The organism is Streptomyces lateritius, from assembly GCF_014649715.1.
Lineage (GTDB): Bacteria > Actinomycetota > Actinomycetes > Streptomycetales > Streptomycetaceae > Streptomyces > Streptomyces lateritius.
The window spans coordinates 126939-153889 of sequence record NZ_BMTO01000015.1 but is presented as its reverse complement, the minus strand read 5'-3'; the positions used below and the strand labels follow the sequence as shown (position 1 = coordinate 153889).

The window sequence follows — 26951 nt, the reverse complement described above, 5'->3', positions numbered from 1 at the left end:
ATGGCCATCATCGACGAACTGCGTACCCCCCTCTACTTCGCCGCCGGTACCGCCGACCTCGCCGTCCAGCAGGCGAAGAAGGTCCCCGGCCTGATCGAGCAGATCGCCGCCGAGGCGCCCGCGCGGATCGACGCCGTGCGCAAGACGGACCCCAAGGTCGTGCAGGAGAAGGTGAGCGACCGGGCCAAGGTGGCCCAGGCCACCGTGCAGTCGAAGCTCGCCGAGGTCGTCGGCAGCCTCGACACGGACCTGAAGAAGCTCGGCGAGAACGCCCAGGACCTGGCCCTGCGGAGCGTCGGCGTGGCCGCCGAGTACGCGGTCAAGGCGCGCGAGAAGTACGAGGAGGTCGCCGCGCACGGCGAGGAGGCCGTCAGGGCGTGGCGCGGTGAGGCCGCCGAGGAGCTCACCGAGATCGCCGTCGCCGTCGAGCCCGATCCGGCACCCAAGGCCGCGGACGCGAACAGGTCCGAGGCCGGCGACGACAAGACGCCGGCCGCCCGCAAGGCGTCGACCCGCAAGCCCGCCGACAAGAAGACCGCCTCCGCCACCGAGAAGTAACCGGAGGCACCAATCAGGGTGCCCGGTGCGTTGTACCGGGTACCTTGGCCGCGAGGCGCTCCATCCACTCACGAGGCGGTTCAGACATGCTGCGCGCGGGATTCGACTCCATCATCTGGCTGGTCATCGGCCTGGTCTTCATCGGCTTCGCCGTCACCGCGCTGGTCTTCGCGGCCATGGCGCGCGAGGACGCCTATCGCGCGGCGGAGAAGCAGACCAAGAAATTCTGGCTGATCCTGCTGGGCATCAACCTCGCCCTGAATCTGCTGCTGCCGATGCTCTTCCTGCAGATCGCGGGGCTCATCGCGGCCATCGTCTTCATGGTCGACGTCCGGCCCGCCATCCGCCAGGTCTCCGGCGGGGGCGGCGGCCGTCGCGGCGGCGGCTCCAGCAGCGACGGACCGTACGGTCCCTACAACGGCGGCCGGTGAGGCGGACGGTACGGGAGCGAGTGAGAAGCGAGCTGTGAGGGCCCGGGGGCTACCCCCGGGCCCTTTCCAGTGCCAGGACCGCCACGTCGTCCGTCAGCTCCCCGCCGTTCAGAGACCGGACCTCCGTCACCGCCGCCTCCAGGAGTTCCTCGCCCCGTAGGCCCTCGGCCAGCTGCCGGTTGATCATCTCGACCATCCCGTCCTGACCGAGGCGTGGCGAGCCCGGCCCCGCCGAGCGGCCCTCGATGAGCCCGTCCGTGTACATCAGCAGGCTCCACGAGCCGCCGAGCTCCACCTGGCGCCGCGGCCAGCGGGCGCGCGGCAGCAGGCCGAGTGCCGGGCCGCCGTCCTCGTACGGCAGCAGCCGCGCCGCCCGGCCGTGCCGGGCGATCAGCGGCGAAGGGTGTCCGGCCAGGCAGAGGCCAGCCCGGCGCCCGTCCGGGGCGATGTCGACCGTGCAGAGCGTCGCGAAGATCTCCTCGCTCTCCCGCTCGTGCTCCAGGACCTGCTGCATCGTCGAGAGCAGCTCGTCCCCGCACAGGCCGGCGAAGGTCAGCGCCCGCCACGCGATCCGCAGCTCGACGCCCAGCGCCGCCTCGTCCGGGCCGTGGCCGCAGACGTCGCCGATCATCGCGTGGACCGTGCCGTCGGCGGTGCGGACCGTGTCGTAGAAGTCGCCGCCGAGCAGCGCGCGCGAGCGGCCGGGCCGGTAGCGCGCCGCGAACCGCAGGTCGGAGCCCTCCAGGAGCGGGGTGGGGAGCAGTCCGCGTTCCAGGCGGGCGTTCTCCTGCGCCCGCAGCCGTGACTCGGTCAGCTTCACCTGCACCGCGTCGGCCCGCTTGCGCTCGACCGCGTACCGGATCGCCCGGCTCAGCAGCCGGCCGTCGAGCTCCTCGCGGAAGAGGTGGTCCTGTGCCCCGACCCGTACCGCCTCCGCCGCCAGTTCGGCGTCGGCCGAGGCCGCGAGCGCCAGGACGGCGTGGTGCGGGGCGAGCCGCAGCACGTGCCGCAGGGGCGCCAGCGGGTCGTCACCGGCCGCCCGGGGCCCCGGCAGCGCCAGGTCGACCAGGACGCAGTGCACGTCGTCGGTGAGCAGCCGCTCCGCCTCGGTGAGGTTGCGGGCGGTACGGATCCGGACGCGCGTGCCGTCGGCGTCGAGCATTTCGGGTACGGCGAGGGCCCCCGCCGGGTCGTCCTCGATGACGAGCAGGGTGAGATCGGTGCCAGTCGCAGTCGCGGCGCTCACGGCGGTGGCAGCGCCGGGCGCCGCCGCAGAGACGATTCTCTGGCGCGGTACGGGTACGGGCATCGGTCCTGGTTTCCTTCCCTCCCCCCGAGGGCGCGGCAGGGCGACGAACGACGTCCCGCCAGACGGGGACCATAGCGTCACCCCGCCGGGCAACGGAATGGCGATCACGACACAGGCGGTACTGAGTCGTTGGCATATGCCGCGCATGGGGAGGTTGTTGCCCGCCGGGCCATGACGAACATCACGCCCGGCGCCCTGCCTCGCGGCTCATCGCGACCGTGAGCGGGGTCACGCGGGCTCACTCCGGGCGCACGACTCCGAGGATCTCCATCGAGCCCGCACCCGCGATCGTCACGTTCCGGCCCGGGCGAGGTGCGTGCACCATCGCGCCGTTGCCGATGTACATCCCGATGTGGCTCGCGTCCTTGTAGTAGACGATCAGGTCGCCCGGCCGCATGTCCTTGATCTCCACGCGCGGCAGCAGGCGCCACTGCTCCTGCGAAGTGCGTGGGATGGGGCGGCCCGCCGCGGCCCAGGCGCTCTGCGTCAGACCGGAACAGTCGAACGAGCCCGGTCCCTCCGCGCCCCAGACGTACGGCTTGCCGATCTGCGCCGTGGCGAACTCCACCGCGCGCTTGCCCTGCGCGGTCGCCGTGCCGTCGAGGCCCTTGAGGACGCCGGTGCTCAGCCAGGCGGTCTGCGCCTTGTACTGCTCCTGCTCCTCCAGCCTCAGCAGCCGCGCGCGCTCCTCGGCCGCCAGCTCGGACTCGAGCTTCTTGGCCGCGGCGATCTTGTCGTTGATGTCCTTCTTCGCCTTGGCCTGCTTGACGCGGTTGGCCTCCAGCTTGGTCCAGTTGGTGCCCGCGTCCTTGGCGTAGACCGTCAACTCCGCCTGCGTACGGGTCATCTCGGCGAGGAGGTCCTTGGTGGCCTTCTGGCCCCGCTGCAGCCGTCCGGCGTTGTCCAGGAAGAGCTGCGGGTCGTTGGTGAGGACGAACTGGGCGTCGTCGGGCAGACCGCCGTTGCGGTACTGGGCACGGGCCGCCGCACCCGCCTGCGCCTTGAGCCTGTCGATCTTCTCGCGGCCGGCCACGATCATCCGGGCCAGCTGCACGATCTCGGCGGACTGCTCCTTGGTCTGCTCCTCGGCCAGGTTGTACGCGTCGGTGGCGACGGCGGCCTGCCGGTACAGGCCGTCTATCTCCCTGCGGACCTCTTCGAGGCTCTTCTCGGGCAGGGCGGGGGGAGCGGGCGGAAGGGGCGCTGCCGTGGCCGTCCCGGCGAGTACGGGTGCGGCGAGCACCGTCAGGGCGCAGACCACGGTGATCGCGGCGGTGGCACAGCGGCGTCGGTTCAAAGCTCCCCCTCGGACAGTCCGCACCGGCATGTCATGGATCTGATTTACCGTCAGTAACTTACTGGTGACCTTGGCGATAGTGCCATGCGAAACGTGAAAGCAACAGGGGAGACCGGGGCCTGTCGGGCCGGTACCCCTCACAGGGGACGAGCGATACGCGAGGTGCGTTCCCGACGCGCCGCGAATTCACCGGCGGTTGGGGGAAAGGCCGGGGGAGAGGGCGGGGGCGGGGGCCGTCGGGCGGAGGCGAGCGCGGCGTGGCCGGGCCCTCAGCGGGGGGCGAGTGCCTCCCAGCGGACCGTCACCTCGCCCTGCCGCCACCGCGAACGCCCGTCCGTCAGTGGCCAGTCCGTCGCCAGGTCGCGTACCGCCCGGATCCAGCGCTGGCGCGCGCCGAGCGAGGCGTACGGAGCCGCCGCCGCCCACGCCCGGTCGAAGTCCCGCAGGAAGGCGTGCACCGGCTCGCCCGGCACATTGCGGTGGATCAGCGCCTTCGGCAGCCGCTCGGCGAGGTCGGACGGGCGCTCCAGCGAGCCGAGCCGGGTGGCGAAGGTCACCGTCCGGGGCCCGGAGCGGTCGAGCGCCACCCACACGTGCCGACGTCCGATCTCGTCACACGTCCCCTCCACCAGCAGGCCGCCCGGGGCGAGGCGGGCGCACAGCCGCGTCCACACCGCGGCGACCTCGCCCTCGTCGTACTGGCGCAGCACGTTCGCGGCCCGGATCAGCGCTACCTCGCCCGCCACCGGAACCTCGAAGCCGCCGTGCAGGAAGGTGAGGCCCGCCCGCTCGTACGGGCGGGCGGCGGCGACCCGGGCCGGCTCGATCTCGATGCCGACGACCTCGGCGCGCGGGTCGGCTGTGCGCAGCCGGGTGAGCAGCTCGACGGCGGTCCAGGGGGCGGCACCGTAACCCAGGTCGACGGCGAGCGGGGGCGCGGCGAACCGGCGCAGGGCGCCGCCGTGGACGGCGGCGATCCAGCGGTCCATGCGGCGCAGTCGATTGGGGTTGGTGGTCCCGCGGGTCGTCGTACCGACGGGGCGGGTCCCGGCGGGGCGGGTGGTGCGCGGGGCCATGGGACGAGGGTACGGGGGCGCGGCGCGCCGTATGTAGTGGGCAATGAATTGGCAAAACGGAAATGGATGCCGTCATTCCGGTGTTGTCCCGCGTGGAAGGGCGGCCCCGCCGTCCTACGAGTCGTGCCCGCACCACCGCCGTACCCGTACGACCCGCACCACCGCCGAACCCGCTATGCCCTAGCTCCGAGCGGAAGGACCGTCGACGTGAGCCAGTACGTGTCCCGGCTCGCCGGCTCCCTGGCGACGCCGCCCAGGCTCCGGCTCCCCGGACGTCATCGGACCCCGCGCCGGGTGGCCATGCTCAGCGTCCACACCTCGCCCCTCCACCAGCCGGGCACCGGCGACGCGGGCGGCATGAACGTCTACATCGTGGAGCTGGCCAAGCGGCTCGCCGCCATCAACATCGAGGTCGAGATCTTCACCCGGGCCACCACCGGCGGTCTGGCCCCGGTCGTCGAGCTCGCCCCGGGCGTTCTCGTACGGCATGTGGACGCCGGCCCGTACGAGGGCCTGGCCAAGGAGGAGCTGCCGGCCCAGCTGTGTGCCTTCACGCACGGGGTGATGCAGGCGTGGGCGGGCCACCGCCCCGGCCACTACGACCTGGTCCACTCGCACTACTGGCTCTCCGGCCACGTCGGCTGGCTCGCCGCCGAACGCTGGGGCGTCCCGCTCGTGCACGCCATGCACACCATGGCGAAGGTCAAGAACGCCGCCCTCGCCGACGGCGACACCCCCGAGCCCGCGGCCCGGGTCATCGGCGAGACCCAGATCGTCCGCGCCGCCGACCGGCTGATCGCCAACACCGCGGAGGAGGCCGACGAGCTCGTCCGCTTCTACCAGGCCGAGCCGTCGAAGGTCGCGGTCGTCCACCCCGGGGTGAACCTGGACCACTTCCGCCCCGCGGACGGCCGCGCCGCCGCCCGGGCCCGCCTCGGCCTGCCCGCCGACGCCTTCATCCCGGTCTTCGCGGGCCGTATCCAGCCGCTGAAGGCACCCGACATCCTGCTGCGGGCGGCGGCCCTGCTGCTGGAGCGGGACCCCTCCCTCCGTTCCCGCATGGTCGTCCCCGTCGTCGGCGGGCCGAGCGGCAGCGGCCTGGCCAAGCCCGAGGGGCTGCAGAAGCTCGCCGCCCGGCTCGGCATCGCGGATGTCGTCCGCTTCCACCCGCCGGTCGGCCAGGAACGGCTCGCGGACTGGTTCCGCGCCGCGTCGGTGCTGGTCATGCCCTCGTACAGCGAGTCCTTCGGTCTGGTCGCCATCGAGGCGCAGGCGGCCGGCACCCCGGTCGTCGCGGCGGCGGTAGGCGGCCTTCCGGTCGCGGTACGGGACGACGTCACCGGTCTCCTCGTCCAGGGTCACGACCCGGCGGACTACGCCCGGGCACTCGCCCGCTTCGTGGACGACCCTGCCCTGTCCGCCCGGATGGGCGCGGCGGCGGCCCGGCACGCCGGTTCCTTCGGCTGGGACACGGCGGCCTCCGGCACGGCGGACGTGTACACGGCCGCGATGCACGATCACCGCCGTCGCGTACGCTCACACCATGGCTGACGTCACCCGTGCCCAGCAGGTCATCGAGGACACCTTCAAGGACGCCGAACTGGAGTGGGAGTCCCCCGAGCCCGGCTCGTACGTCGTCAAACTCCCCGGTACGCGCAAGCTCTTCACGACGCTCTCGCTCCGGGTGGGCCGTCACTCCCTCTCGCTCAACGCGTTCGTCATCCGCCACCCCGACGAGAACGAGACCGGCGTCCACCGCTGGCTCCTGGAGCGCAACCTCAAGCTGTACGGCGTCAGTTACGCGGTCGACGGCCTCGGGGACATCTATCTGACCGGCAAACTGCCGCTGGCGGCCGTCACCCCTGAGGAGCTGGACCGGCTGCTCGGCTCGGTCCTCGAAGCGGCCGACGGCTCCTTCAACACGCTGCTGGAGCTGGGATTCGCGAGCGCCATCAAGCGGGAGTACGAGTGGCGGGTCTCGCGGGGCGAGTCGACGCGGAATCTCGACGCGTTCACGCACCTGACCCAGAAGTCCACGAGCTGAGCCTCGCTCCGTAGGCCCGCACGACCTCTTCCGTACCCCGCCCTGGCCGTGCCATGCTCGCCGCCGTCGTGCATCTGAATGGTGTTCACATCCATGAAAGGCGGGCTCATGGGGATCAGCAGAAGGCAGTTCGTGGGCGGCGCGGTGGCGGTCGGAGTGGCCGCCACGACATCCGGGTTCGCCCCGGCACCCGCCGCCCGCCTCTGGGAGGAGTTCGCCGACTCCCCGTACACCCACCCCCAGATCCCCTACGTCGGCCGCGCCGGCGCCCGCCGCGGCGCGATCCGGCTGCCCCACCCGCCCGCCGTCGCGAGCGTCTTCACGTACGGGGCCGTGCCGGACGGCTCCGCCGACTCCGCCCCCGCCATCAACCGGGCGCTGGCGGAGGTGGGGGAGCGGGGCGGCGGCACGGTGATCGTGCCGCCGGGGACGTACCGGATCGACGGCTACCTCCACATCGGCCACAGCGGCGTCGTCCTGCGCGGCGCGGGCTCGGGACGTACGAAACTGGTGGCGACCCGGCACCTCACCGAGCTGATCGGCCCGTACGGCTCGCGCTACGGCGGCGACAAGTCCTCGTGGTCGTGGGCGGGCGGCCTGATCTGGCTGGCTCCGCACGTCCGGCACGCCTCCCTGGTGGCCGCGGTCCGCGCCCGCGCGTGGCCCTTCGAGGGCTGGACCGGCAATCGCCGTGACGAGTGGCGCACGCTGACCACCGTCCGCCCCGCGCGCCGCGGCGACTGGTCGGTGACGGTCGACGACCCGTCAGCCCTGCGGCGCGGAGACGTCGTTCTCCTCCGGCTGGCCGACGACGCCGGGCACACGCTCCTGGAGCGCATGGCGGGCGGCGGCCAGGGCGCGAAGGCGTACGTCTGGGACGACAAGACGAAGCTGACGAGCTACGTCCCCTACGAATGGCCGGTCCGTATCGCCTCGGTGCGGGGCCGCCGGGTCACGTTCGAACGCCCGCTGCCGCTCGACACCCGCCCGGAGTGGGACCCGAGGATCGTCACCCTTGCCGAGCCGCTGACGGACTCGGGCGTCGTCGGCCTCACGCTCGAAGCGGTGGAGACCCCGCAGTCCCCGCACCTCCTCGACAAGGGCTACAACGGCGTCACCTTCCAGTGCGCCTACGACTGCTGGGCGGAGGACGTCGTCGTCCGCCACGTCGACAACGGCTTCGGCCTCGTCGCCGCCTCCGCCTGCACCCTGCGCCGCACCCGGGTCGAGGGACGCGGCGCGCACCACCCGTACTTCTGCCGCGAGGGGTCGCACGACAACCTCGTGGAGGACTTCCGTGTCGCGGCCCGCACGGTCCCGGCGCAGGCCGGGACGCAACTGCACGGCATCAACGTGGAGGGCCTGTCCAGCCACAACGTCTGGAGCCGCGGGGTGATGGAGATGGGCACCTTCGACACCCACCGCGGGATGCCGTTCGCCAACGTACGGACGGAGATCACGGTCGAGAACAACGGCCGGCACGGCGGCGACGCCTCGGCGGGCCCGCTGTACGGCGCCCGCTTCACCCACTGGAACGTGACGGTCACCAACGGACGGGCGGGCCTGGTCAGGATCGACACGATCGCCCCGTACAGCGCGACGGTCGGCATCAGCGAGGTCCGGGAGTTCGACCAGATCGACGTACCGGACTTCGCCGGCGAGCTCCACGCGCGCGTGGAGGCGTACGGGAGTCCGGGGGCGGTGCGCCCCCGGAACCTGTACGAGGCGCAGCGGACGCTCAGGCGCTGACGGAGCCACGCTCGGTCCTGTCCTCGGCGGGCTCGACGGCCTCGACGGCGACGGGCTCGACGGCGACCGCCTCGATGGCGACGGCCTTGACCGGCTTGTCGACGACGGGCTTGTCGACGACGGGCTTGTCGACGACGGGCTTGTCGACGTCGGGCCGGCCGGCAACAGTCCTGCTCTCCGCCGGCTCGCCGTCGGCGAGGGCCTTGCGCAGCCGCGTCGTGTATCCGAGGGCGGCGACACAGCCGATGACCCCGCAGGAGATCCACAGCACGTCCGGTCCCGGACCGTCGACGACCCAGCCCGCGAGGATCGGGGCGAGGAAGCCGGACAGCGCCCACGACATGCCCATCACGCCCTGGTAGCGGCCGCGTGCGTGCTCGGGGGCGAGCTTGGCGGTGGCGGCGGCGTTGGTGGGGACGTGGATCATCTCGCCGATCGTCCACACGACCACGGTGGCGGCGAACACCAGCGGTGTGCCGGCCAGCGCGGTGGCGCCGGTGCCCAGGGCGAAGAGCAGGGAGGAGACGGTGAGCAGCATGGCCGGCGAGCGCTTGTCGGTCATCTTGTTGACCAGCAGCTGGAAGCCGACGATGACGACACCGTTGACGGCGATGACCGCTCCGTACGCGCCGGGTTCGAGGCCCGCCTCCGCCATGGAGAGCGGCAGACCGACCCAGGGGGCGGTGAAGACGAGGCAGACGAGGAGGTTGAGGAGGACGAGGGTGCGGAAGGGTGCGTCGCGCAGGACGTCGAGGATGCTGACGCGGTCCTTCTCGACGACCTCTCCGGCCGGGTTCCGGCGGGCCTCGGGGCGGGTCTCGGGCAGACGCAGGAAGACGATCAGGGCACAGAGGGCGGTGGCCACCGCCTCGATGAGGAAGAGGGTGCGGTAGCCGAGGAAGATCGCGGCGCCGCCGCCGAAGGCGGCGACGGCGAAGCCGAGGTTGAGGGCCCAGTAGTTCAGCGCGTAGGCCCGGCGTCGGTCGTGCTCGGGGACCATGTCGGCGATGGTGGCCTGGATGGAGGGGCGCACGGCCTGCATGGAGACGCCCATCAGCAGGACGACGGCGGCGATGCCCCAGGCGGTGGTGACCACGGAGAGCGCGGCGGCGCAGGCGGCCGTCATCAGGTGCGTCGTGACCATGGTGGGCCGGCGGCCCCACTTGTCGGCGAGCGTCCCGCCGAGCGGGGATCCGGCGACGCCGCCGAGGCCGTGGAGGGCGACGACGAGTCCGGCGTACCACGCCGAGTGTCCGAGCTCCTGGGTCAGATAGAGGGAGAGGAAGGTGAGGACGAAGGCGCCGGTGCGATTCACGAGGGTGGAGAGCCACAGCCACCAGAAGCCGCCGGGAAGACCGGAGACGGTCGCGCGCGCTGATCGTCTGAGCGAGTCGATGGACATGTGTGGCCGTCCCCCTGGCGTGTGTAAGTCCCTCTGGCGGTGCTCGTAACTTACGCATCTCTTATGCCGGACGCCAGTGAATTGACGGGGAGCGTCAAGCGTCGGGCGTCGATTAGGCTCGGACGCATGGCCGACGCACCGTACAAGCTGATCCTCCTCCGCCACGGCGAGAGCGAGTGGAACGCGAAGAATCTGTTCACCGGCTGGGTGGACGTCAACCTCACCGAGAAGGGCGAGAAGGAGGCGGTACGCGGCGGTGAGCTGCTGAAGGACGCCGGCCTGCTCCCCGACGTACTGCACACCTCGTTGCAGAAGCGCGCCATCCGCACGGCGCAGCTCGCGCTCGAGTCCGCCGAGCGCCACTGGATCCCGGTCCACCGCTCCTGGCGCCTGAACGAGCGCCACTACGGCGCGCTCCAGGGCAAGGACAAGGCCCAGACGCTCGCGGAGTTCGGCGAGGAGCAGTTCATGCTCTGGCGCCGCTCGTACGACACCCCGCCGCCGGTCCTCGCCGACGACAGCGAGTTCTCCCAGGCCAACGACGCCCGCTACGCGACGATCCCGCCGGAGCTGCGCCCGCGGACGGAGTGCCTGAAGGACGTCGTCGAGCGGATGCTGCCGTACTGGTACGACGGCATCGTCCCGGACCTCCTGGCCGGCCGCACGGTCCTGGTCGCAGCCCACGGCAACAGCCTGCGCGCCCTGGTCAAGCACCTGGACGGCATCTCGGACGAGGCCATCGCGGGCCTGAACATCCCGACGGGCATCCCCCTCGCCTACGAGCTCGACGAGAACTTCAAGCCCCTCACCCCGGGCGGCACCTACCTGGACCCGGAAGCGGCGGCGGCGGCGATCGAGGCCGTGAAGAACCAGGGCAAGAAGTAGCCCGACACGTGATCGAGGCCTCTGCCGGCGGACTCGCCGGCAGGGGCCTCGTCCGTGTCCCCGGACGCGGGGCCGCGCACTGCCGGGCGCCACGGCAGTGCGGCGGGACGGGGCCGTCGCCGGCGAATAACGGTGTGACCGGTACGGAACCCGTCGGTAGGGTCCGCCGCATGACCTCTGCGCTCCGTCTGGAGAAGATCACCCCCGACAACGTGGACGCCGCGCTCGCGCTGCGCGTGCACCCGCGTCAGGAGAAGAACGTCGCACCCGTCTCCACCTCGCTCGCCGAGGCGTACGCGTTCGGGGACACCGCCTGGCCACGGCTGATCTTCGACGGGGAGCAGCTGGTCGGGTTCCTGATGGCCTTCATCGACATCCGGTGGGCGCCGAAGAAGGACCCGGACGACCGGCGCAGCGGGCTGTGGCGCCTCAACATCGTGGCCGACAAGCAGGGCAGCGGGTACGGGCGTTTCGCCGTCGAGGCCGTTCGTGACGAGGTGCGCGGGAGGGGCGGCAGCCGGATGTACGTGAGCTGGGAGCCGGGCGAGGACGGCCCCGGCGATTTCTACCGCAAGCTCGGCTTCCGCGAGACCGGCGAGACCAGCGGCGGCCAGACCGTCGGCGTCCTCGACGTATGACGTAGCCAGGCAGAGGAAGACGGGCGGGGCCCCGAGCGGGGGCCCCGCCCTGCATTCCTGCCTAGCCCGAACAGCCCCCGCACTGGCACGGCCCGCCGGACTGGCAGCCGCAGCCGCAGCCCGAGCCGCACCCGCAGGCGCCGAGAACGGGCAGGAAGACCGCGTCGCGCGGAGCCTCCCGCTGGGGGTCGGTGGTGGCGGATTCGGCCATGGAGTCCCTCCCTCGAAGGCGTACGTCGCCTTTCCCCATTCCATGCCCACCCCGCCGGGCGCATCAACGGCGCACAGAAGTGCGACCCCCGCCCCCAGCGGATGACGCCCCTGACCGCCCCGACCGCCCCCGACCGCTCGGACCTACGCCCCTTCCACCGGCGCGTCCGAGTGCTGCAGCTCGTCCGCGTGCTCACCCGTCACCAGGTACACCACGCGCTTGGCCACCGACACCGCGTGGTCCGCGAACCGCTCGTAATACCGGCCCAGCAGCGTCACGTCGACCGCCGTCTCGATGCCGTGCTTCCAGCGGTCGTCCATCAGGTGCTGGAAGAGCGTCCGGTGCAGCAGGTCCATCTCGTCGTCGTCCTGCTCCAGCTGGAGCGCCAGGTCGACGTCCTTCGTGATGATGACCTCCGCCGCCTTCGCCATCAGGCGCTGCGCCAGCTGACCCATCTCCAGGATCGTCGCGTGCAGGTCCCGCGGCACCGCCGTGTCCGGGAACCGCAGCCGCGCCAGCTTCGCCACGTGCTGCGCCAGGTCGCCCGAGCGCTCCAGGTCCGCGCTCATGCGGAGCGAGGTCACGACGATCCGCAGATCCGTCGCCACCGGCTGCTGCCGCGCGAGCAGGGCTATCGCACGTGCCTCCAGGTCGTGCTGCAGATCGTCGACCTTCTGGTCCGCCGCGATCACACTCTCCGCGAGCTTCAGATCCGCGTCGAGCATCGCCGTCGTGGCGCGCCCGATCGCCGACCCGACAAGACGGGCCATCTCGACCAGGCCCTCGCCGATCGAGTCAAGTTCCTCGTGGTACGCGTCCCGCATCGATGTCCCTCTCTCACAAACGTCCGGGGTCCGGGTGGGGCTCGGACCCCCACGCTCCCACGGTCGGCCGTTCAGAAGTCAGGCGCCTCCACCCCATATGAATCAGCTCTTTCCCCTTGGTGAACTCTGGGCGACGCGCCCCGGGCCCCCCGACGGGTCAAATGAACCACCACCGTCCCCACGGTGAACTCTGGGCGACGACTGTTCGAGCAGCCACTCGGACGGCTGGGAGAGTGTCCATCACCCCGCATAACCTGGATGGCATGGACGTGAACGCGGCGGTCGCCGCATTGGCCGCGATCGCCGGGGTGTGCACCGGCGTGATCGCCATGCTGGCGTTCCGCTGGAGCGAACGCGACCAGGCGCGACCCACCCGTACCTCTCTGCACACCGACCCCGTGCTCCCACCCGGCGTCGACACCGTGCTCTCCGTACTGCGCTCCTCCGCGGTCGTCCTCGACGAGAGCGACTCGGTGGTCAAGGCCAGCTCGGCGGCGTACGCCCTCGGTCTGGTCCGCGGCGGGAAACTGGCCGTGGAGCCCATGCTCAACATGGCCCGCGACACCCGCCGCGACGGAGAGATACGGCAGGTCGAGCTCGACCTGCCACGGCGAGGCACGGGACGCGGCGAGGCCCTCGCGGTCTCCGCCCGGGTCGCTCCGCTCGGCTCCCGCCTGGTGCTGCTCCTGGTCGAGGACCTGACCGAGGCCCGCCGTATCGAAGCGGTACGGCGCGACTTCGTCGCCAACGTGAGTCACGAGCTCAAGACTCCTACGGGGGCGCTCTCCCTGCTCTCCGAAGCTGTCATGGACGCCTCGGACGACCCCGAGGCGGTCACCCGCTTCGCCGGCCGTATGCAGATCGAGGCGACCCGGCTCACCAACCTCGTGCAGGAGCTCATCGACCTCTCCCGGGTCCAGAACGACGACCCGCTGGAGGACTCCGAGCCCGTACGGGTGGACGAACTCGTCGCCGAGGCCATCGACCGGTCCCGGCACACCGCCTCCACCAAGCAGATCACCATGGCATCGAACGTATGGTCGCCCGAAGGGTCCGATCAGAGTGGTGGTGGGCGACGGGAGGGCGGAACCGGCGACCTGTTCGTCTGGGGCAGCCGCGGTCAGCTCGCCGCCGCTCTCGGCAACCTCGTCGAGAACGCCGTCAACTACTCACCGGCCCGCACCCGCGTCGGCATCGCCGCCCGGAAGATCACCGCGCCCGGCGGCGATCTCATCGAGATAGCCGTCACCGACCAGGGCATCGGCATCCCCGACAAGGACAAGGAGCGCATCTTCGAGCGCTTCTACCGCGTCGACCCCGCCCGCTCCCGCGCCACCGGCGGTACGGGTCTGGGCCTGGCCATCGTCAAGCACGTGGCCGCCTCGCACGGCGGGGAGGTCACCGTCTGGAGCACCGAGGGTCAGGGCTCCACCTTCACCCTGCGGCTGCCCGAGGCGGGCGCCGTACGGGACCGCCGCCGGCCCGCCTCCCCCACCCCCGATCTCATGACCGAACCGCTCCCTGCCCCGGAGGTCCTTCCGTGACCCGAGTGCTCGTCGTCGAGGATGAGGAATCCTTCAGCGACGCCCTGTCGTACATGCTCCGCAAGGAAGGCTTCGAGGTCGCGGTCGCCGCGACCGGGCCCGACGGTCTCGACGAGTTCGAGCGCAACGGAGCGGATCTCGTCCTCCTCGACCTGATGCTGCCCGGCCTGCCCGGCACCGAGGTCTGCCGCCAGCTCCGCGGCCGCTCGAACGTCCCGGTCATCATGGTGACCGCCAAGGACAGCGAGATCGACAAGGTCGTCGGCCTGGAAATAGGGGCCGACGACTATGTGACCAAGCCCTTCTCCTCGCGGGAGCTGGTGGCTCGCATCCGGGCGGTCCTGCGCCGCCGTGGCGAGCCGGAGGAGGTCACCCCCGCTGCCCTGGAGGCCGGCCCGGTCCGCATGGACGTGGACCGTCACGTCGTCACGGTCTCGGGCGGCAAGGTCGACCTTCCGCTGAAGGAGTTCGACCTCCTGGAGATGCTGCTGAGGAACGCGGGCCGTGTGCTGACCCGTATGCAGCTGATCGACCGGGTCTGGGGCGCGGACTACGTCGGTGACACCAAGACCCTCGACGTGCACGTCAAGCGCCTGCGCGCCAAGATCGAGCCGGACCCGGGCGCGCCGCGCTACCTGGTGACGGTGCGCGGCCTGGGCTACAAGTTCGAGCCGTAAGCCTTCGAGTCGTAAGCCGTGCGGACAGGCGCGCAGGCCGTTCGTACGGAACGAAAGGGGCGCCCCGCCGGAGTGATCCGGTGGGGCGCCCCCTGCGTACGTCAGTGGCCGGCCGCGTGGCTCGCCTCGCCCGACGGGGTGGAGCCGTGGCCGGCCTCACCCGTGGGCGTGGCCGGGGAGCCCGTCGGGCTCGCGGCCGGGGGCTTGGGGATCTCGGTCGGGCCGAAGTCCTTGAAGTAGCCGGACGCCGGGACGACGAACGCGTCCAGCTTGACCTCGCCGGTCCTGCTCAGTTTGAAGACGACCTCCTGCGCGTCGCCGTTCTTCGCGGCCTCGTGGCCGTTCTCGATCGTCGCGGAGGCGTTGTCCTTGCCGCCGATGATGACCGAACCGTTCGCGGGCACGGTGATCGGGCCGTTGCCCTCGCCGGCCTTCAGCTGCACCTTCGCGTTCGTGCCCGGCAGGGTGATCGCGTCGAGCGTCTGCGGCGTACGGCCGTTGTTGAAGATCGTGGCCGACACGACGGCCGGGCCCTGCGCGCCGGGGTCCGGCTGGGTGATGACGATCGCGTTCTGGATCTTGACGTCGTCCACCGAGACGGCGGCGTTGTCCGGCCGCACGCCGAGCGTCTGAGCGTCATTGCCCGCGCCACAGGCGGCCAGCGAGGCGATCGAGATCACGAGGGCGGAGGCGGCGAGGGCGCCGCGTCGAAGGCTGCGGCTCACGGCGGCGGCAACTCCTAGGACGTACGGACGGACGATGGACGCGCTTAGGTTACCGAGCCGCACTCTCCGTCCCGCACCCGACCCGCCCCTTCGCCCCCTGGGCACTCGGCGTGATCCTCGCGCGGCCTGCGGCGCGATCCTCACCGCCGTTCTCGTCCGGGGTCCGGGAGCGCCGCGATGGCCGGATCGCGACGCATTGGCCCGCCGTTCACATAACAGTCTTGATCAATTCGGCGGCCGTCCGCGCATTCCGCCGCCCGGACCGCGGAAAAACCCGCGCGGGCGGTTCGGTGATCAATTCGGGATTCGGGCCGAGATGCCTCCGTACGGGTGAGCGATCCTCGAACGGAGTACATGAAGATGCCCGCCACTAAGCCGACAAAACGGGACATCGCTCCTTCTTCTCGGGCCTGCGGGTGGGTGTGACGTATGGGTTTCTCTCCGTCCGTACAGCCGCTCCGACCTGCGAATACCGCCTTCCGGAAGCCCTCCGCAGCACGTTCGCGTTGCTGTTGTCAAGCCCTGAGATATGCCCTGACCTGCGAAAACGTCATTCAGAAGAAGCCGTATCCGTGTTACCCTGGATAGCCACGGAAGGGGTACCTGTCACATGACGTTCAAGGTTGGCGACACCGTGGTCTATCCCCATCACGGGGCCGCGCTGATCGAGGCCATTGAGACTCGCCAGATCAAAGGCGTGGACAAGACCTACTTGGTGCTCAAGGTCGCCCAGGGCGACCTGACGGTTCGTGTGCCGGCGGACAATGCGGAGTTCGTCGGTGTTCGCGACGTGGTCGGTCAGGACGGGCTGGACCGGGTCTTCGAGGTGCTGCGTGCGCCGTACGCCGAAGAGCCCACGAACTGGTCCCGTCGCTACAAGGCGAATCTCGAGAAGCTCGCCTCCGGCGATGTCATCAAGGTCGCCGAAGTAGTCCGCGACCTGTGGCGTCGGGAGCGCGAGCGCGGACTTTCCGCAGGCGAGAAGCGCATGCTCGCCAAGGCTCGGCAGATTCTGGTGAGCGAGCTGGCCCTCGCGGAGAACACGAACGAGGACAAGGCCGAGGCTCTCCTCGACGAGGTCCTCGCGTCCTGATTCGCGACTGATGCGAAGCAATGCCGTGGTGCCCGTTGACGCGCTGTGAGTGAACAGCGCTGTCGCCGGGCGCTGCGGCATGTCCGCCTTCAGTCGTCCTCTCGTCGCCCGCCGCCCCCTCGTCGCCCGCCGTCCCTGCGCGCCGTGTCCGGCCTCTCCGCCGTGCCCGTCGCCGTGGCGAGCCGTACGACGGGGCACCGACGGACAACCCCACCCTTCGTGCCCTACGTGGACCACGCATCCCCTGTGCCGCGCGATACGCCCGACCGTCGTTTCACGGAAAGGGCCCGGTCAAGGCGTCGCGTCCGGCACGCTGAGGCCATACCCATGTCGGCCGCGGAAACAAACCTGCCGGAGTGCAACCGATGACAGACGAAACGCGTCCCGCGCGCACCGCCGCGGTGATTCCCGCTGCCGGCCGGGGCGTACGGCTCGGCCCGGGCGCCCCCAAGGCGCTCCGGGCGCTGAACGGCACCCCCATGCTCATCCACGCCGTCCGGGCGATGGCGGCCTCCCGCGCCGTCTCCCTCGTGGTCGTGGTCGCCCCCTCCGACGGCGCCGGCGAGGTCAAGAACCTCCTCGACGCCCACGCGCTGCCCGAGCGCACCGACTACCTGGTCGTCCCCGGCGGTGAGACCCGCCAGGAGTCCGTACGGCTCGGTCTCGAAGCCCTGCCGGAGGGCATCACCACCGTCCTCGTCCACGACGCCGCCCGCCCGCTGGTTCCCGTCGACACCGTCGACGCGGTCATCGAGGCGGTACGGGACGGGGCCGTCGCCGTCGTCCCCGCGCTGCCGCTGGCGGACACCGTCAAGGAGGTCGAGCCCGCCGAGCACAAGGGCGACCCCGAGCAGGTCGTCGCCACTCCGGAGCGCTCCCGGCTGCGTGCCGTCCAGACCCCGCAGGGCTTCGACCATGACACCCTCGTCAACGCGCACGCCACCATCGCCCTCACGGGCGACGGCGCCACCGACGACGCGGGCATGGTCGAACGCCTCGGCGCGCCGGTCGTGGTCGTCCCCGGTCACGAGGAGGCGTTCAAGGTGACCCGCCCGCTCGATCTCGTACTGGCCGAGGCCGTACTCGCCCGCAGGAGGGCCAACGATGGCTTCTGATCGTCCCGCGACGCCGACGCCGACGCCGACGCCGATGCCGCAGGTCGGCATCGGTACCGACGTCCACGCCTTCGAGAAGGGCCGCGAACTGTGGTGCGCCGGCCTCCTCTGGGACGAGGCCGCCGGCGACGGATACGGACTCGCCGGGCACTCCGACGGCGACGTCGCCGCCCACGCCGCCTGCGACGCCCTCTTCTCCGCCGCCGGCATCGGCGACCTCGGCGCCCACTTCGGCACCTCCCGCCCGGAGTGGTCCGGCGCCTCCGGCGTCACCCTGCTCGCCGAGGCCGCCCGTATCGTCCGCGCCGAGGGGTACGAGATCGGCAACGTCGCCGTCCAGGTCATCGGCGTCCGCCCGAAGGTCGGCAAGCGCCGCGACGAGGCGCAGAAGGCGCTGAGCGAGGCGGCCGGCGCCCCCGTCTCCGTCTCCGGCACCACGACCGACGGTCTCGGCCTGACCGGGCGCGCCGAGGGCCTCGCCGCCGTCGCGACCGCCCTCGTGGTCCGCGTCCGCGCGACCCCGTGAAAAAGTCGCCCCGCGACCGGGAATCGGTCGCGGGGCACTACCACACGCCCACTACCCTGGAGTGGTGACTATTCGCCTGTACGACACCAGCGCCCGGCAGATCCGTGACTTCACCCCGCTCACACCGGGCCACGTCTCGATCTACCTCTGTGGCGCCACCGTCCAGGCCGCCCCGCACATCGGCCACATCCGTTCGGGGCTGAACTTCGACATCATGCGCCGCTGGTTCGAGTACCGCGGCTACGACGTCACGTTCATCCGCAACGTCACCGACATCGACGACAAGATCATCACCAAGGCGGCCGACCAGGGCCGTCCCTGGTGGTCCATCGGCTACGAGAACGAGCGCGCCTTCAACTCCGGTTACCAGGCCCTCGGTTGCCTCCCGCCCACCTACGAGCCCCGCGCCACCGGCCATGTCACCGAGATGGTCGAGATGATGCGCGGCCTCATCGAGCGCGGACACGCCTACGAGGCCGACGGCAGCGTCTACTTCGACGTGCGCTCCTTCCCCGGCTACCTGTCCCTGTCCAACCAGGACATCGACGACCTGCGCCAGCCCGCCGAGGAGGGCATCACCGGCAAGCGCGACCCCCGCGACTTCGCCATGTGGAAGGCGACCAAGCCGGGCGAGCCCGACTGGGAGACGCCCTGGGGCCGCGGCCGTCCCGGCTGGCACCTGGAGTGCTCGGCGATGGCCCACAAGTACCTGGGCTCGGCCTTCGACATCCACGGCGGCGGCCTCGACCTGATCTTCCCTCACCACGAGAACGAGATCGCCCAGGCCAAGGCCTTCGGCGACGACTTCGCCTCGTACTGGGTGCACAACGCCTGGGTCACCATGAGTGGCGAGAAGATGTCGAAGTCGCTCGGCAACTCGGTGCTCGTCTCCGAGATGGTCAAGAACTGGCGCCCCATCGTCCTGCGCTACTACCTGGGCACTCCCCACTACCGCTCGATGATCGAATACAGCGAGGAGTCGCTGCGCGAGGCCGAGTCCGCGTTCGCGCGCATCGAGGGCTTCGTCCAGCGCGTCACCGAGAAGGCCGGCAAGACCGTCCCGCCCGCCACCGAGGTGCCGCCCGCCTTCGCCGACGCCATGGACGACGACCTCGGCGTCCCGCAGGCGCTCGCGATCATCCACACCACCGTCCGGCAGGGGAACGCGGCGCTCGCCGCCGACGACAAGGACGACGCCATCGCCCGCCTCGCCGAGGTCCGCGCCATGCTCGGCGTTCTCGGCCTGGACCCCCTCGACCCGCACTGGGCCGAGGAGACCGACCGCGGCGAGGAGCTCCACGGCGTCGTCGACACGCTCGTACGGCTCGTGCTCCAGCAGCGCGAGTCGGCACGGGAGCGCAAGGACTGGACGACGGCGGACGCGATCCGCGACCAGCTCACCCAGTCCGGCCTCTCCATCGAGGACAGCCCGGACGGCCCCCGCTGGACGCTCGGCACCCGCTGAGCGCCCGCGGGAGACCGCACGGATGTGCCGCTCGGCGAGCCGGGCGGCACACTTCACATACAGACTTGTGTACGAGATCTACAGCTACAGGTAGATCGGAGATCGACAGGAATAGGTAGTCATGGCCGGGAACAGCCAGCGCAGGAACCGTCGCACGTCCAACAAGAAGGGCGCGACGGTCGGCAGCGGTGGCCAGCGGCGCAAGGGCCTCGAGGGCAAGGGCCCCACGCCGCCCGCCTCCGCCCGCAAGGGTCACAAGAAGAACCGCATCGCCGCCGCCCAGGCCAAGCACGCCGCCGCACGCCGCCCCGCGCCCCGCCGCGGCGGCCCCAAGGGCACGTCCGAGATGGTCGTCGGCCGCAACCCGGTCTTCGAGGCCCTGCGTGACGGCGTTCCGGCGACCACGCTCTACGTGCAGCAGTTCATCGACAACGACGAGCGCGTACGTGACGTCCTCAAGCTCGCCGGCGACCGCGGCAACATCAACCTGATGGAGGCTCCCCGCCAGGAGCTGGACCGGATGACCAACGGGCTCAACCACCAGGGCCTCGTCCTCCAGGTCCCGCCCTACGAGTACGCCCACCCCGAGGACCTCACGGCCGCCGCCTACGACGCCCACGAGGACCCGCTGATCGTGGCCCTCGACGGCGTCACCGACCCCCGCAACCTCGGCGCGATCGTCCGCTCCGTCTCCGCCTTCGGCGGCCACGGCGTCGTCGTCCCCGAGCGGCGCGCGGCCGGCATGACCGCCGGCGCCTGGAAGTCCTCGGCCGGCACCGCCGCCCGTACCCCGGTCTCCCGCGTCACCAACCTGACCCGGGCCCTGGAAGGTTTCCAGAAGGAAGGCCTGACCGTCGTCGGCCTCGCCGCCGACGGCGAGCACACGGTCGAGGACCTGGAGGCGCTCGACGGCCCGGTCGTCATCGTCATCGGCAGCGAGGGCAAGGGCCTGGGCCGTCTCGTCGGCGAGACCTGCGACTACCGCGTCCGCATCTCCATGCCGGGCGGCGCCGAGTCGCTGAACGCCGGCGTCGCCGCCGGCATCGTCCTCTACGAGGTCGCCCGCCGCCGCACCAGGCGCTGACCCCTCCGCCGCCCCGCAGCGGGACGAGCGGCGGACGAGCGGCAGGACAAAGGGAAGGGCCCACCTCGCTGAGCTGGGCCCTTTCACCTATCACGCGATCTTGACGGGTCTCGGACATTCCGAGCCCGTCAAGGCAGTGTCCTAATCCCGCGTCACTCGGTTAGATGAGTGTGGACACCAGAACGCCCCGGCCGGGGATCGACGATCAGCCCGCGCTGAGCATGGTCAAAGTGGCTTCCGACCCCGCGCAGGTCATCGTGAACCACGCCAGCTTCCGTGTGCGGCTCGCGCCGGCCCAGCAGCCGAAGTTCTCCGCCGCCCCCCGCGGCTCCGCCCTCGCCGGAGCCGCCGCGGGCGCGACCGCGGGGCGCCGCCGCCCCGTCGTATGGACCGGACGGTCCGCGCCCGGCGACCCCGGTGCCACCGGGCTCCTCCAGGCCGTACGGGAGTCCTCCGTCTCCACCCTCGAACCCCCGGCACACCTCTCGCCCCTCGACGCCGGCGCCACCCAGGCGATCCCGCGCATCGGCGACACGAGGGCGACCCCGGTCGTCCCCGCCGGCGTACCGCTGCTGCCCCCGATGCGGCGCGCCGAAGGCGCCTACGACCACCAGCCGCACGAGGAGCCGTACGACGCGCGCTACGCCGGTCCGTACGACGAGTCCTACGGTGACGGGAACGGAGACGGCGAGGACGAGAGCGCCCGGACGCACCGCCACGGCGCCGACCCGGTCCGGCACGCCTACTACCCCGGCCGCCGGATGAACCTCGGCGTGGTGCTCCTCCCGCTCCGCGTCTTCCTCGGCTTCATCTCCATCTACGCCGGCATGGGCAAGCTCTGCGACCCCGTCTACTTCGACGGCGGCGAACGCGGCTCCATGGTCAAGTGGCTCAACTCGCTGCACCCCTGGGCGCTCGCCGAGCCCCTGCGCGACTTCGCCCTCCAGCACCCCGTCGGCGCCGGCCTGACCGTCGCCTTCCTCCAGGTCGTCGTCGGCGTCCTCACCGTTTTCGGACTCTGGCAGCGGGTCGCCGCGGTCATCGGCGCCCTGCTCTCCGCCGCGATGATCCTGACCGTCAGCTGGAAGTCCGTCCCCGTCTACGACGCCCCCGACATCATCTTCCTCGCCGCCTGGTCGCCGCTGATCATCGCCGGCGCCCCCGTCTACTCCCTCGACGGCCGCCTGGCCGGCGAGGCCTGGCGGACCCTCGGGCCCCGCTCCGAGCTGTGGGAGCTGCGCCGCCGTGTGCTGCGCCGCGGCGCGCTCGTCACCTCCGTCGTCGTCGGCCTCACGCTGCTCGTCGGCTCCATGCTCGGCGGTGCCGTACGGTCCACCGAGATGGTCACCGTCCCCGGCCCCAACGACGACCCGATCAACCACCTCCCCGGCCGGACGCTCCCGAAGGAGCCCGGCTCGCAGCCGCCGTCCCGGTCGGCCTCCACACCGCCCAAGCCGTCGGCGACGACCGGCGCGAGCGGCGAACCCGAGGACGACAGCCCGGCCTCACCGCGCGAGAGCGCACGGGAGACCGGCCGGACCGAGGAGAGCCGCCCCACCGCCACCCAGGGCACCGGCACCAGGCGTACCCCGGCCGAGTCCCGGCCCGCGCCCCCGCCGTCCACCGGCTCGGGCCCGACCAGCACGGGCGGCACGACCGGCGGATCCGGCGGCTCGGGCGGCTCGGGCTCGACCACCGGCGGCTCCTCGGACGGCGGCTCGACCGGCGGCGCCAACCGGAACCCGATCGGCGGCCTGCTGGGCTGACGCCCGTACGGCACCGACGAGGGAGGGGCCGCACCCCACGGGGGTGCGGCCCCTCCCTCATGCGTGTCGGCGTACGAAGCCGTACGAGGAGTCGTTGCGACGCGTCCTCACGAGGGGGTGTCAGGCGGCTGTCAGGCCACCTGAGTCGCCAGCTCCTTGGCCGCCTCGGTCAGGTCCTTCGCCGTGTCGATCGCCCGCCAGTAGGCCCCCTGGGGCAGCGGGAAGCCCGCCAGGCGACGGTCCCTGGCCAACTGGGGGAACGTGGTGCGCTCGTGGTCGCCCAGATCCGGGAGCAGCTTCGTGAACTCCGGGGAGAAGACGTACACGCCGGCGTTGATGAGGTACGGCGACGGCGGCGACTCGATGAAGTCGGTGATGTGCCCGAACGTGTCGGTCTCGACGGCGCCCCACGGGATCCGGGGGCGGGCGAGCGCGAGCGTGGCGGTGGCGGCCCGCTCCGCGTGGAACTCGGCCATCTCACGCAGGGAGAAACGGGTCCAGATGTCGCCGTTGGTGGCGTACCAGGGCTGGGCGGGCTGAGGCAGGTGCGCGGCGGCGTACTTGAGGCCGCCGCCACGGCCGAGCGGCTCCGACTCGACGACGGTGGTCACGCGCAGCGGCAGGTCGGCGTCCGCCAGCCAGTCCTGGAGCACCTCGGCGAGATGGCCGCAGGACACGACGGCGTCCGTGACGCCCTCGGAGGCGAGCCAGGAAAGCTGATGGCCGATGATCGGGGTCCCGGTGCCCGGGATCTCGACCATCGGCTTGGGGCGGTCGTCGGTGTACGGGCGCAGGCGCGAGCCCTGGCCGCCCGCCAGGACCACGGCCTGCGTCGGGAAGGTATGCATAGCGCGAACGATATGCGTACCCCGCGGTGCGGGCGCTCAGTGTCGTGAGTCCGCTCGGGTGTCAGCAGGTGTCCAGCTGCGATGCGGCTCGGGACTCAGCTCGCGTACATCACACCGGTCGCGAACGAGGTGTCGCAGACGGGGCGGGAGTAGGACTGGGCGCGGGCGGGGCCGTAGTGCTGCACGGCGGCGCGGCCGAGGGCGCGCGCGATGGACATGCAGTGCTTGGCGAGCGACGGGCGGTTCTCGACCTCGCGCTGGAGGTGGGTGAGAGCCGTTCCGGGGTCCTTCTCCTGAAGTTCTGCGAGGAGCCGGTCGCGCAGAATATCCTGCGGGGCACGGGACTTGGCGGGGGCGGAGACGTCCTTGGAGGATGCGGTGAGCATCTGGGTCCCGGAGGACTGGCCGGCCCACGGCACCGCGGACACCGCGAGCGTGCCGGAGAGCACCAGGACGACGGGCAGGACGAGAGCGAGAGAGCGGCCGATACGGCGGGCAGTGTGCGTCACGCAGGCGAGCGTAGCGGTCGGTGAAGATATGGCGACATTTAGTCACCCTCCCGGGGGATGGTTCGAGGCGACTTTTCGAATTCCGTGTTGACGCCGGGCCTCGGGCGGTGTCCGAATTGGTCGATCTGCCGGGGTAGTTGTCGACATGGGTCGGGGCTACGCGAACGGCTCCGCATCTGCAACAGATGCGGAGCCGTAGGGACGCGGTGGGGGTGCCCCGGTCAGCGGGTGAGGCGCTCGCCCGTCGAGGTGGAGAAGACGTGCAGCTCGTCCGCGCGCGGGACGACGTGCAGCGTGGAGCCCTTCTCCGGCACGGCACGGCCACCGACGCGGACGACCAGGTCCTTGTCCTCGCCGCCGACGCGCGAGGAGCCGTAGACGTAACCGTCGGCGCCGAGCTCCTCGACGACGTTCACGGAGACGGCCAGGCCCTCCTTGCTGGTGGCGCCCGAGACGTCGAAGTGCTCGGGGCGGATGCCGACCGTGACGGTCGTGTCGCCCTTGGCGGAGGCCGCGGACAGCGCGTCACGGGAGACCGGGACGACGCTGTTGCCGAACTTCACGCCACCGTCGGTGATCGGGACCTCGACCAGGTTCATGGCGGGGGAGCCGATGAAGCCGGCGACGAAGAGGTTGGCCGGACGGTCGTACATGTTGCGCGGCGAGTCGACCTGCTGGAGCAGACCGTCCTTGAGCACGGCCACGCGGTCGCCCATGGTGAGGGCCTCGACCTGGTCGTGGGTGACGTAGACGGTGGTGATGCCGAGCCGGCGCTGCAGGCTCGCGATCTGCGTACGGGTCGAGACGCGCAGCTTGGCGTCGAGGTTCGACAGCGGCTCGTCCATGAGGAAGACCTGCGGCTCACGCACGATGGCGCGCCCCATGGCGACACGCTGACGCTGACCGCCGGAGAGCGCCTTCGGCTTGCGGTCGAGGTACGGGGTGAGGTCGAGGATCTTCGCGGCCTCTTCGACCTTGGCGCGGATCTCGGCCTTGTTGACGCCGGCGATCTTGAGGGCGAAGCCCATGTTGTCGGCGACGGTCATGTGCGGGTACAGCGCGTAGTTCTGGAACACCATGGCGATGTCCCGGTCCTTCGGCGGCAGGTGCGTGACGTCGCGGTCACCGATGCGGATGGAGCCGCCGTTGACGTCCTCCAGCCCGGCGAGCATGCGCAGGGAGGTCGACTTTCCGCAGCCGGAGGGCCCGACGAGGACGAGGAACTCGCCGTCCTCGATCTCGATCTCGAGCTGGTCGACGGCGGGCTTGTCGGACCCCGGGTAGAGCCGGGTCGCCTTGTCGAACGTGACAGAAGCCATGGTGATGTGTCCCTTCACCGGCAGGAACGTGCCGGACGATCCGAGTAAAGGAAGGATTGAGGTCTAGTCCACCTAGGTGAACTCCCCGTGACGCTACCTGGCCGTCGGGGATCTGTCAGCAGTCCAGGGCGGGTGAGATTTCCGACCTGGGCGGGGCGGGCGTTGGTTACACTGCACTCGCTGCCTCCTTAGCTCAGCTGGCCAGAGCACCGCTCTTGTAAAGCGGGGGTCGTCGGTTCGAACCCGACAGGGGGCTCAAGGGCAAAGACCCCCGACCGATCATGGTCGGGGGTCTTTGACATCTACGGCCGACGTCTACGGGAAGTGCTCCTCCCCGTGTCAGCGGCCCGCGATGCGGTCGGCGAGGGTGGCGATGCGGTCCGTCGTGGCGGTGTGGGTGGTGGATTCGCGGTGGTCGGCGGTGCGGTAGGCCGCGTACATCGTCTGGACGCCGAGCCAGCGCAGGGGCTCCGGCTCCCATTTGCGGACCTTGTGGTTGACCCAGGGGAGGCCGGTCAGGTCGGTTGGGCCCGACTGGCCGGAGTCCTGCTGGATCAGGTCGCGCAGGGTGCGGGCGGCGAGGTTGGTGGTGGCGACGCCGGAGCCGACGTAGCCGCCGGCCCAGCCCAGGCCGGTGGAGCGGTCGAGGGTCACGGTGGCGCACCAGTCGCGGGGGACGCCGAGGACGCCGGACCAGGCATGGGCGATGGGGACGCCGGCCAGGGTGGGGAAGAAGCGGATGAGGATCTCGCGCAGGGCTTCGACCGTCTGCGGCTGCGTGCGGCCGTCGTTGTCGGTGCGGGAGCCGTAGCGGTAGGGGACGCCGCGGCCGCCGAGGGCGATGCGGCCGTCGGCGGTGCGCTGCGCGTACATGTAGGCGTGGGCCATGTCGCCGAGGGTTTCGAGGCCGTTCCAGCCGATGGACTCCCATTGGGCGTCGGTGAGCGGCTCGGTGGCGATCATGGAGGAGTTCATGGGGAGCCAGGTGCGGCGCTGGCCGGCGAGGGAGGCGGTGAAGCCCTCGGTGCAGCGCAGGATGTACGGCGCGCGGACGGTGCCGTACGGGGTGATCGCGTGCTTCGGCTTGATCTCGGTGACGGGGGTCGACTCGTGGAGGGTGACGCCGAGGGCCTCGACGGCGGCCGCGAGGCCCTTGACGAGTTTGACGGGGTGCAGGCGGGCGCCGTGCGGGGTCCAGCTGGAGCCGACGGCGCCGGAGACGCGGATGCGGTCGGCGGTTTCGCGGGCGCCGTAGAGTTCGCGCTCCTTCTCGCCGAAGGCGATCTCGGCGGCGTGGAAGGCCTTGAGGCGGGTGAGTTGGGCGGGGGAGTGGGCGATCTCGAGGACGCCGCCCCGATGGATGTCGGCGTCGATGCCTTCGTCGGCCGCGACGCGGATCACTTCGGTGACGGTGTCGTTCATGGCCTGCTGGAGGCGGACGGCCGCGTCGTGGCCGTGGAGCTTGGCGTAGCGGTCGCGGCCGGCGATGCCGTTGTAGAGCCACCCGCCGTTGCGGCCGGAGGCGCCGTAGCCGCAGAACTTGGCTTCGAGGACGGTGATGTTGAGGAAGGGGACGGCCTTCTTGAGGTAGTAGGCGGTCCACAGGCCGGTGTAGCCGGCGCCGACGATGCAGACGTCGGCGGTGGTGTCCCCGGGCAGCGGCTCGCGGGGGGCGGGGGTGCCTTCCTGTGCGTACCAGAACGATATGCCGCCGTTGACGGTGCTGCTCATGTGTCCTCTGTCCCTCTGATCACTCCGGGGTGCGTGGGCGGGAGGGTACTGGATCGGGCGGTGTCCGACGAGGCCTGTTTCTCAGGGGCGTCGGAGGGCGTGGGTGTCTAGCCTCGCGGGTGTGG

Annotated in this window: 26 protein-coding genes and 1 tRNA gene; 16 read left to right on the top strand and 11 right to left on the bottom strand. The window is 71.2% G+C overall.

Features of this window, described 5'->3' with window-relative positions:
- Both IE136_RS27655 and IE136_RS27650 read left to right on the top strand, forming a co-directional pair.
- A complete protein-coding gene (locus IE136_RS27655; protein ID WP_158988839.1) occupies positions 1-558 on the top strand; it encodes a hypothetical protein in 558 nt (185 codons plus the stop codon).
- 86 nt (positions 559-644) lie between these two features.
- Complete coding sequence (locus tag IE136_RS27650) at positions 645-989, top strand: DUF2516 family protein (protein WP_158988841.1); 345 nt, start codon at positions 645-647, stop codon at positions 987-989.
- 49 nt (positions 990-1038) lie between these two features.
- On the opposite strand, the gene IE136_RS27645 is transcribed toward IE136_RS27650, so the two are convergent.
- The 3 genes from IE136_RS27645 to IE136_RS27635 form a co-directional block, all read right to left on the bottom strand.
- On the bottom strand, positions 1039-2445 hold the full coding sequence (locus IE136_RS27645; RefSeq protein WP_373309151.1) for a PP2C family protein-serine/threonine phosphatase: 1407 nt from the start codon (positions 2443-2445) through the stop codon (positions 1039-1041).
- A 91-nt stretch (positions 2446-2536) separates the two neighbouring features.
- A complete protein-coding gene (locus IE136_RS27640; RefSeq protein WP_158988845.1) occupies positions 2537-3595 on the bottom strand; it encodes a C40 family peptidase in 1059 nt (352 codons plus the stop codon).
- A gap of 269 nt (positions 3596-3864) precedes the next feature.
- The gene (locus IE136_RS27635) at positions 3865-4671 is read right to left on the bottom strand and encodes a class I SAM-dependent methyltransferase (protein ID WP_158988847.1); all 807 of its coding nucleotides are present in this window, start codon (positions 4669-4671) and stop codon (positions 3865-3867) included.
- 207 nt (positions 4672-4878) lie between these two features.
- On the opposite strand from IE136_RS27635, the gene mshA reads away from it, so the two are divergent.
- From mshA to IE136_RS27620, 3 genes are all read left to right on the top strand, one after another.
- The gene (mshA, locus tag IE136_RS27630; protein WP_158988849.1) at positions 4879-6222 is read left to right on the top strand and encodes a D-inositol-3-phosphate glycosyltransferase; all 1344 of its coding nucleotides are present in this window, start codon (positions 4879-4881) and stop codon (positions 6220-6222) included.
- Positions 6215-6715, top strand: coding sequence for a type III secretion system chaperone family protein (locus IE136_RS27625; RefSeq protein WP_158988851.1), 501 nt, complete (start codon positions 6215-6217; stop codon positions 6713-6715). Before mshA ends, IE136_RS27625 begins: the two co-directional genes overlap by 8 nt.
- Positions 6716-6823: 108 nt before the next feature.
- Positions 6824-8464 carry a glycosyl hydrolase family 28-related protein gene (locus IE136_RS27620; RefSeq protein ID WP_189601712.1) on the top strand — a complete coding sequence of 547 codons (1641 nt, stop codon included), beginning with the start codon at positions 6824-6826 and terminating at the stop codon, positions 8462-8464.
- On the opposite strand, the gene IE136_RS27615 is transcribed toward IE136_RS27620, so the two are convergent.
- A complete protein-coding gene (locus tag IE136_RS27615; protein ID WP_158988855.1) occupies positions 8454-9866 on the bottom strand; it encodes an MFS transporter in 1413 nt (470 codons plus the stop codon). The genes IE136_RS27620 and IE136_RS27615 overlap by 11 nt on opposite strands.
- A gap of 126 nt (positions 9867-9992) precedes the next feature.
- Here IE136_RS27615 and IE136_RS27610 point away from each other — a divergent pair, with 126 nt between their 5' ends.
- Positions 9993-10751 (top strand): phosphoglyceromutase, encoded by a 759-nt coding sequence (locus tag IE136_RS27610; protein WP_158988857.1) that lies wholly within the window; start codon positions 9993-9995, stop codon positions 10749-10751.
- A gap of 170 nt (positions 10752-10921) precedes the next feature.
- Entirely contained in the window at positions 10922-11389 is a 468-nt protein-coding gene (locus IE136_RS27605) for a GNAT family N-acetyltransferase (RefSeq protein WP_189601711.1), read from the top strand.
- Between the two features lie 61 nt (positions 11390-11450).
- On the opposite strand, the gene IE136_RS27600 is transcribed toward IE136_RS27605, so the two are convergent.
- Both IE136_RS27600 and phoU read right to left on the bottom strand, forming a co-directional pair.
- Complete coding sequence (locus IE136_RS27600) at positions 11451-11600, bottom strand: hypothetical protein (protein ID WP_189601710.1); 150 nt, start codon at positions 11598-11600, stop codon at positions 11451-11453.
- A 143-nt stretch (positions 11601-11743) separates the two neighbouring features.
- Positions 11744-12424 carry a phosphate signaling complex protein PhoU gene (gene phoU / locus IE136_RS27595; protein ID WP_158988861.1) on the bottom strand — a complete coding sequence of 227 codons (681 nt, stop codon included), beginning with the start codon at positions 12422-12424 and terminating at the stop codon, positions 11744-11746.
- A 263-nt stretch (positions 12425-12687) separates the two neighbouring features.
- Here phoU and phoR point away from each other — a divergent pair, with 263 nt between their 5' ends.
- Positions 12688-13968 carry a two-component system sensor histidine kinase PhoR gene (gene phoR, locus IE136_RS27590; RefSeq protein ID WP_158988863.1) on the top strand — a complete coding sequence of 427 codons (1281 nt, stop codon included), beginning with the start codon at positions 12688-12690 and terminating at the stop codon, positions 13966-13968.
- Between the two features lie 5 nt (positions 13969-13973).
- Entirely contained in the window at positions 13974-14645 is a 672-nt protein-coding gene (gene phoP, locus IE136_RS27585; RefSeq protein ID WP_465270246.1) for a two-component system response regulator PhoP, read from the top strand.
- Between the two features lie 101 nt (positions 14646-14746).
- Here the strand turns inward: phoP and IE136_RS27580 are convergent, their stop codons facing one another.
- Complete coding sequence (locus IE136_RS27580; protein WP_158988865.1) at positions 14747-15370, bottom strand: DUF461 domain-containing protein; 624 nt, start codon at positions 15368-15370, stop codon at positions 14747-14749.
- A 610-nt stretch (positions 15371-15980) separates the two neighbouring features.
- Between IE136_RS27580 and IE136_RS27575 the strand changes: the two genes are divergently transcribed.
- From IE136_RS27575 to IE136_RS27550, 6 genes are all read left to right on the top strand, one after another.
- Positions 15981-16463 (top strand): CarD family transcriptional regulator, encoded by a 483-nt coding sequence (locus IE136_RS27575; protein WP_003953493.1) that lies wholly within the window; start codon positions 15981-15983, stop codon positions 16461-16463.
- A gap of 365 nt (positions 16464-16828) precedes the next feature.
- On the top strand, positions 16829-17578 hold the full coding sequence (gene ispD, locus IE136_RS27570; protein ID WP_158988867.1) for a 2-C-methyl-D-erythritol 4-phosphate cytidylyltransferase: 750 nt from the start codon (positions 16829-16831) through the stop codon (positions 17576-17578).
- Positions 17568-18104: a 2-C-methyl-D-erythritol 2,4-cyclodiphosphate synthase gene (gene ispF / locus IE136_RS27565; RefSeq protein ID WP_229819209.1), complete on the top strand. Its 537-nt coding sequence runs from the start codon at positions 17568-17570 to the stop codon at positions 18102-18104. Before ispD ends, ispF begins: the two co-directional genes overlap by 11 nt.
- A gap of 64 nt (positions 18105-18168) precedes the next feature.
- Positions 18169-19569: a cysteine--tRNA ligase gene (gene cysS, locus IE136_RS27560; protein ID WP_158988869.1), complete on the top strand. Its 1401-nt coding sequence runs from the start codon at positions 18169-18171 to the stop codon at positions 19567-19569.
- 121 nt (positions 19570-19690) lie between these two features.
- Positions 19691-20653, top strand: coding sequence for a 23S rRNA (guanosine(2251)-2'-O)-methyltransferase RlmB (rlmB, locus tag IE136_RS27555; RefSeq protein WP_158988871.1), 963 nt, complete (start codon positions 19691-19693; stop codon positions 20651-20653).
- Between the two features lie 164 nt (positions 20654-20817).
- On the top strand, positions 20818-22419 hold the full coding sequence (locus IE136_RS27550; protein WP_158988873.1) for a DoxX family protein: 1602 nt from the start codon (positions 20818-20820) through the stop codon (positions 22417-22419).
- A gap of 131 nt (positions 22420-22550) precedes the next feature.
- Here the strand turns inward: IE136_RS27550 and IE136_RS27545 are convergent, their stop codons facing one another.
- The 3 genes from IE136_RS27545 to IE136_RS27535 form a co-directional block, all read right to left on the bottom strand.
- Positions 22551-23267 (bottom strand): nucleotidyltransferase family protein, encoded by a 717-nt coding sequence (locus IE136_RS27545; protein WP_189601709.1) that lies wholly within the window; start codon positions 23265-23267, stop codon positions 22551-22553.
- 95 nt (positions 23268-23362) lie between these two features.
- Positions 23363-23776, bottom strand: coding sequence for a hypothetical protein (locus IE136_RS27540; protein WP_158988877.1), 414 nt, complete (start codon positions 23774-23776; stop codon positions 23363-23365).
- Between the two features lie 221 nt (positions 23777-23997).
- Positions 23998-25095, bottom strand: coding sequence for an ABC transporter ATP-binding protein (locus IE136_RS27535; protein ID WP_158988879.1), 1098 nt, complete (start codon positions 25093-25095; stop codon positions 23998-24000).
- 182 nt (positions 25096-25277) lie between these two features.
- On the opposite strand from IE136_RS27535, the gene IE136_RS27530 reads away from it, so the two are divergent.
- Positions 25278-25351 (top strand) — tRNA-Thr (locus IE136_RS27530).
- Between the two features lie 83 nt (positions 25352-25434).
- On the opposite strand, the gene IE136_RS27525 is transcribed toward IE136_RS27530, so the two are convergent.
- Positions 25435-26826, bottom strand: coding sequence for an NAD(P)/FAD-dependent oxidoreductase (locus tag IE136_RS27525; RefSeq protein ID WP_189601708.1), 1392 nt, complete (start codon positions 26824-26826; stop codon positions 25435-25437).
- Between the last annotated feature and the right edge of the window lie 125 nt (positions 26827-26951).

What these genes read in the sequence shown, in the direction of transcription:
- IE136_RS27655 (WP_158988839.1), top strand. Translation starts at nt 1, where the DNA reads ATGGCCATCATCGACGAACTGCGTACCCCCCTCTACTTCGCCGCCGGT.
- IE136_RS27650 (WP_158988841.1), top strand. Translation starts at nt 645, where the DNA reads ATGCTGCGCGCGGGATTCGACTCCATCATCTGGCTGGTCATCGGCCTG.
- IE136_RS27645 (WP_373309151.1), bottom strand. Translation starts at nt 2,445, where the DNA reads ATGCGCGGCATATGCCAACGACTCAGTACCGCCTGTGTCGTGATCGCC.
- IE136_RS27635 (WP_158988847.1), bottom strand. Translation starts at nt 4,671, where the DNA reads ATGGCCCCGCGCACCACCCGCCCCGCCGGGACCCGCCCCGTCGGTACG.
- IE136_RS27625 (WP_158988851.1), top strand. Translation starts at nt 6,215, where the DNA reads ATGGCTGACGTCACCCGTGCCCAGCAGGTCATCGAGGACACCTTCAAG.
- IE136_RS27620 (WP_189601712.1), top strand. Translation starts at nt 6,824, where the DNA reads ATGGGGATCAGCAGAAGGCAGTTCGTGGGCGGCGCGGTGGCGGTCGGA.
- IE136_RS27615 (WP_158988855.1), bottom strand. Translation starts at nt 9,866, where the DNA reads ATGTCCATCGACTCGCTCAGACGATCAGCGCGCGCGACCGTCTCCGGT.
- IE136_RS27610 (WP_158988857.1), top strand. Translation starts at nt 9,993, where the DNA reads ATGGCCGACGCACCGTACAAGCTGATCCTCCTCCGCCACGGCGAGAGC.
- IE136_RS27605 (WP_189601711.1), top strand. Translation starts at nt 10,922, where the DNA reads ATGACCTCTGCGCTCCGTCTGGAGAAGATCACCCCCGACAACGTGGAC.
- IE136_RS27600 (WP_189601710.1), bottom strand. Translation starts at nt 11,600, where the DNA reads ATGGCCGAATCCGCCACCACCGACCCCCAGCGGGAGGCTCCGCGCGAC.
- phoU (WP_158988861.1), bottom strand. Translation starts at nt 12,424, where the DNA reads ATGCGGGACGCGTACCACGAGGAACTTGACTCGATCGGCGAGGGCCTG.
- phoR (WP_158988863.1), top strand. Translation starts at nt 12,688, where the DNA reads ATGGACGTGAACGCGGCGGTCGCCGCATTGGCCGCGATCGCCGGGGTG.
- IE136_RS27575 (WP_003953493.1), top strand. Translation starts at nt 15,981, where the DNA reads ATGACGTTCAAGGTTGGCGACACCGTGGTCTATCCCCATCACGGGGCC.
- ispD (WP_158988867.1), top strand. Translation starts at nt 16,829, where the DNA reads ATGACAGACGAAACGCGTCCCGCGCGCACCGCCGCGGTGATTCCCGCT.
- ispF (WP_229819209.1), top strand. Translation starts at nt 17,568, where the DNA reads ATGGCTTCTGATCGTCCCGCGACGCCGACGCCGACGCCGACGCCGATG.
- rlmB (WP_158988871.1), top strand. Translation starts at nt 19,691, where the DNA reads ATGGCCGGGAACAGCCAGCGCAGGAACCGTCGCACGTCCAACAAGAAG.
- IE136_RS27550 (WP_158988873.1), top strand. Translation starts at nt 20,818, where the DNA reads ATGAGTGTGGACACCAGAACGCCCCGGCCGGGGATCGACGATCAGCCC.
- IE136_RS27545 (WP_189601709.1), bottom strand. Translation starts at nt 23,267, where the DNA reads ATGCATACCTTCCCGACGCAGGCCGTGGTCCTGGCGGGCGGCCAGGGC.
- IE136_RS27535 (WP_158988879.1), bottom strand. Translation starts at nt 25,095, where the DNA reads ATGGCTTCTGTCACGTTCGACAAGGCGACCCGGCTCTACCCGGGGTCC.
- IE136_RS27525 (WP_189601708.1), bottom strand. Translation starts at nt 26,826, where the DNA reads ATGAGCAGCACCGTCAACGGCGGCATATCGTTCTGGTACGCACAGGAA.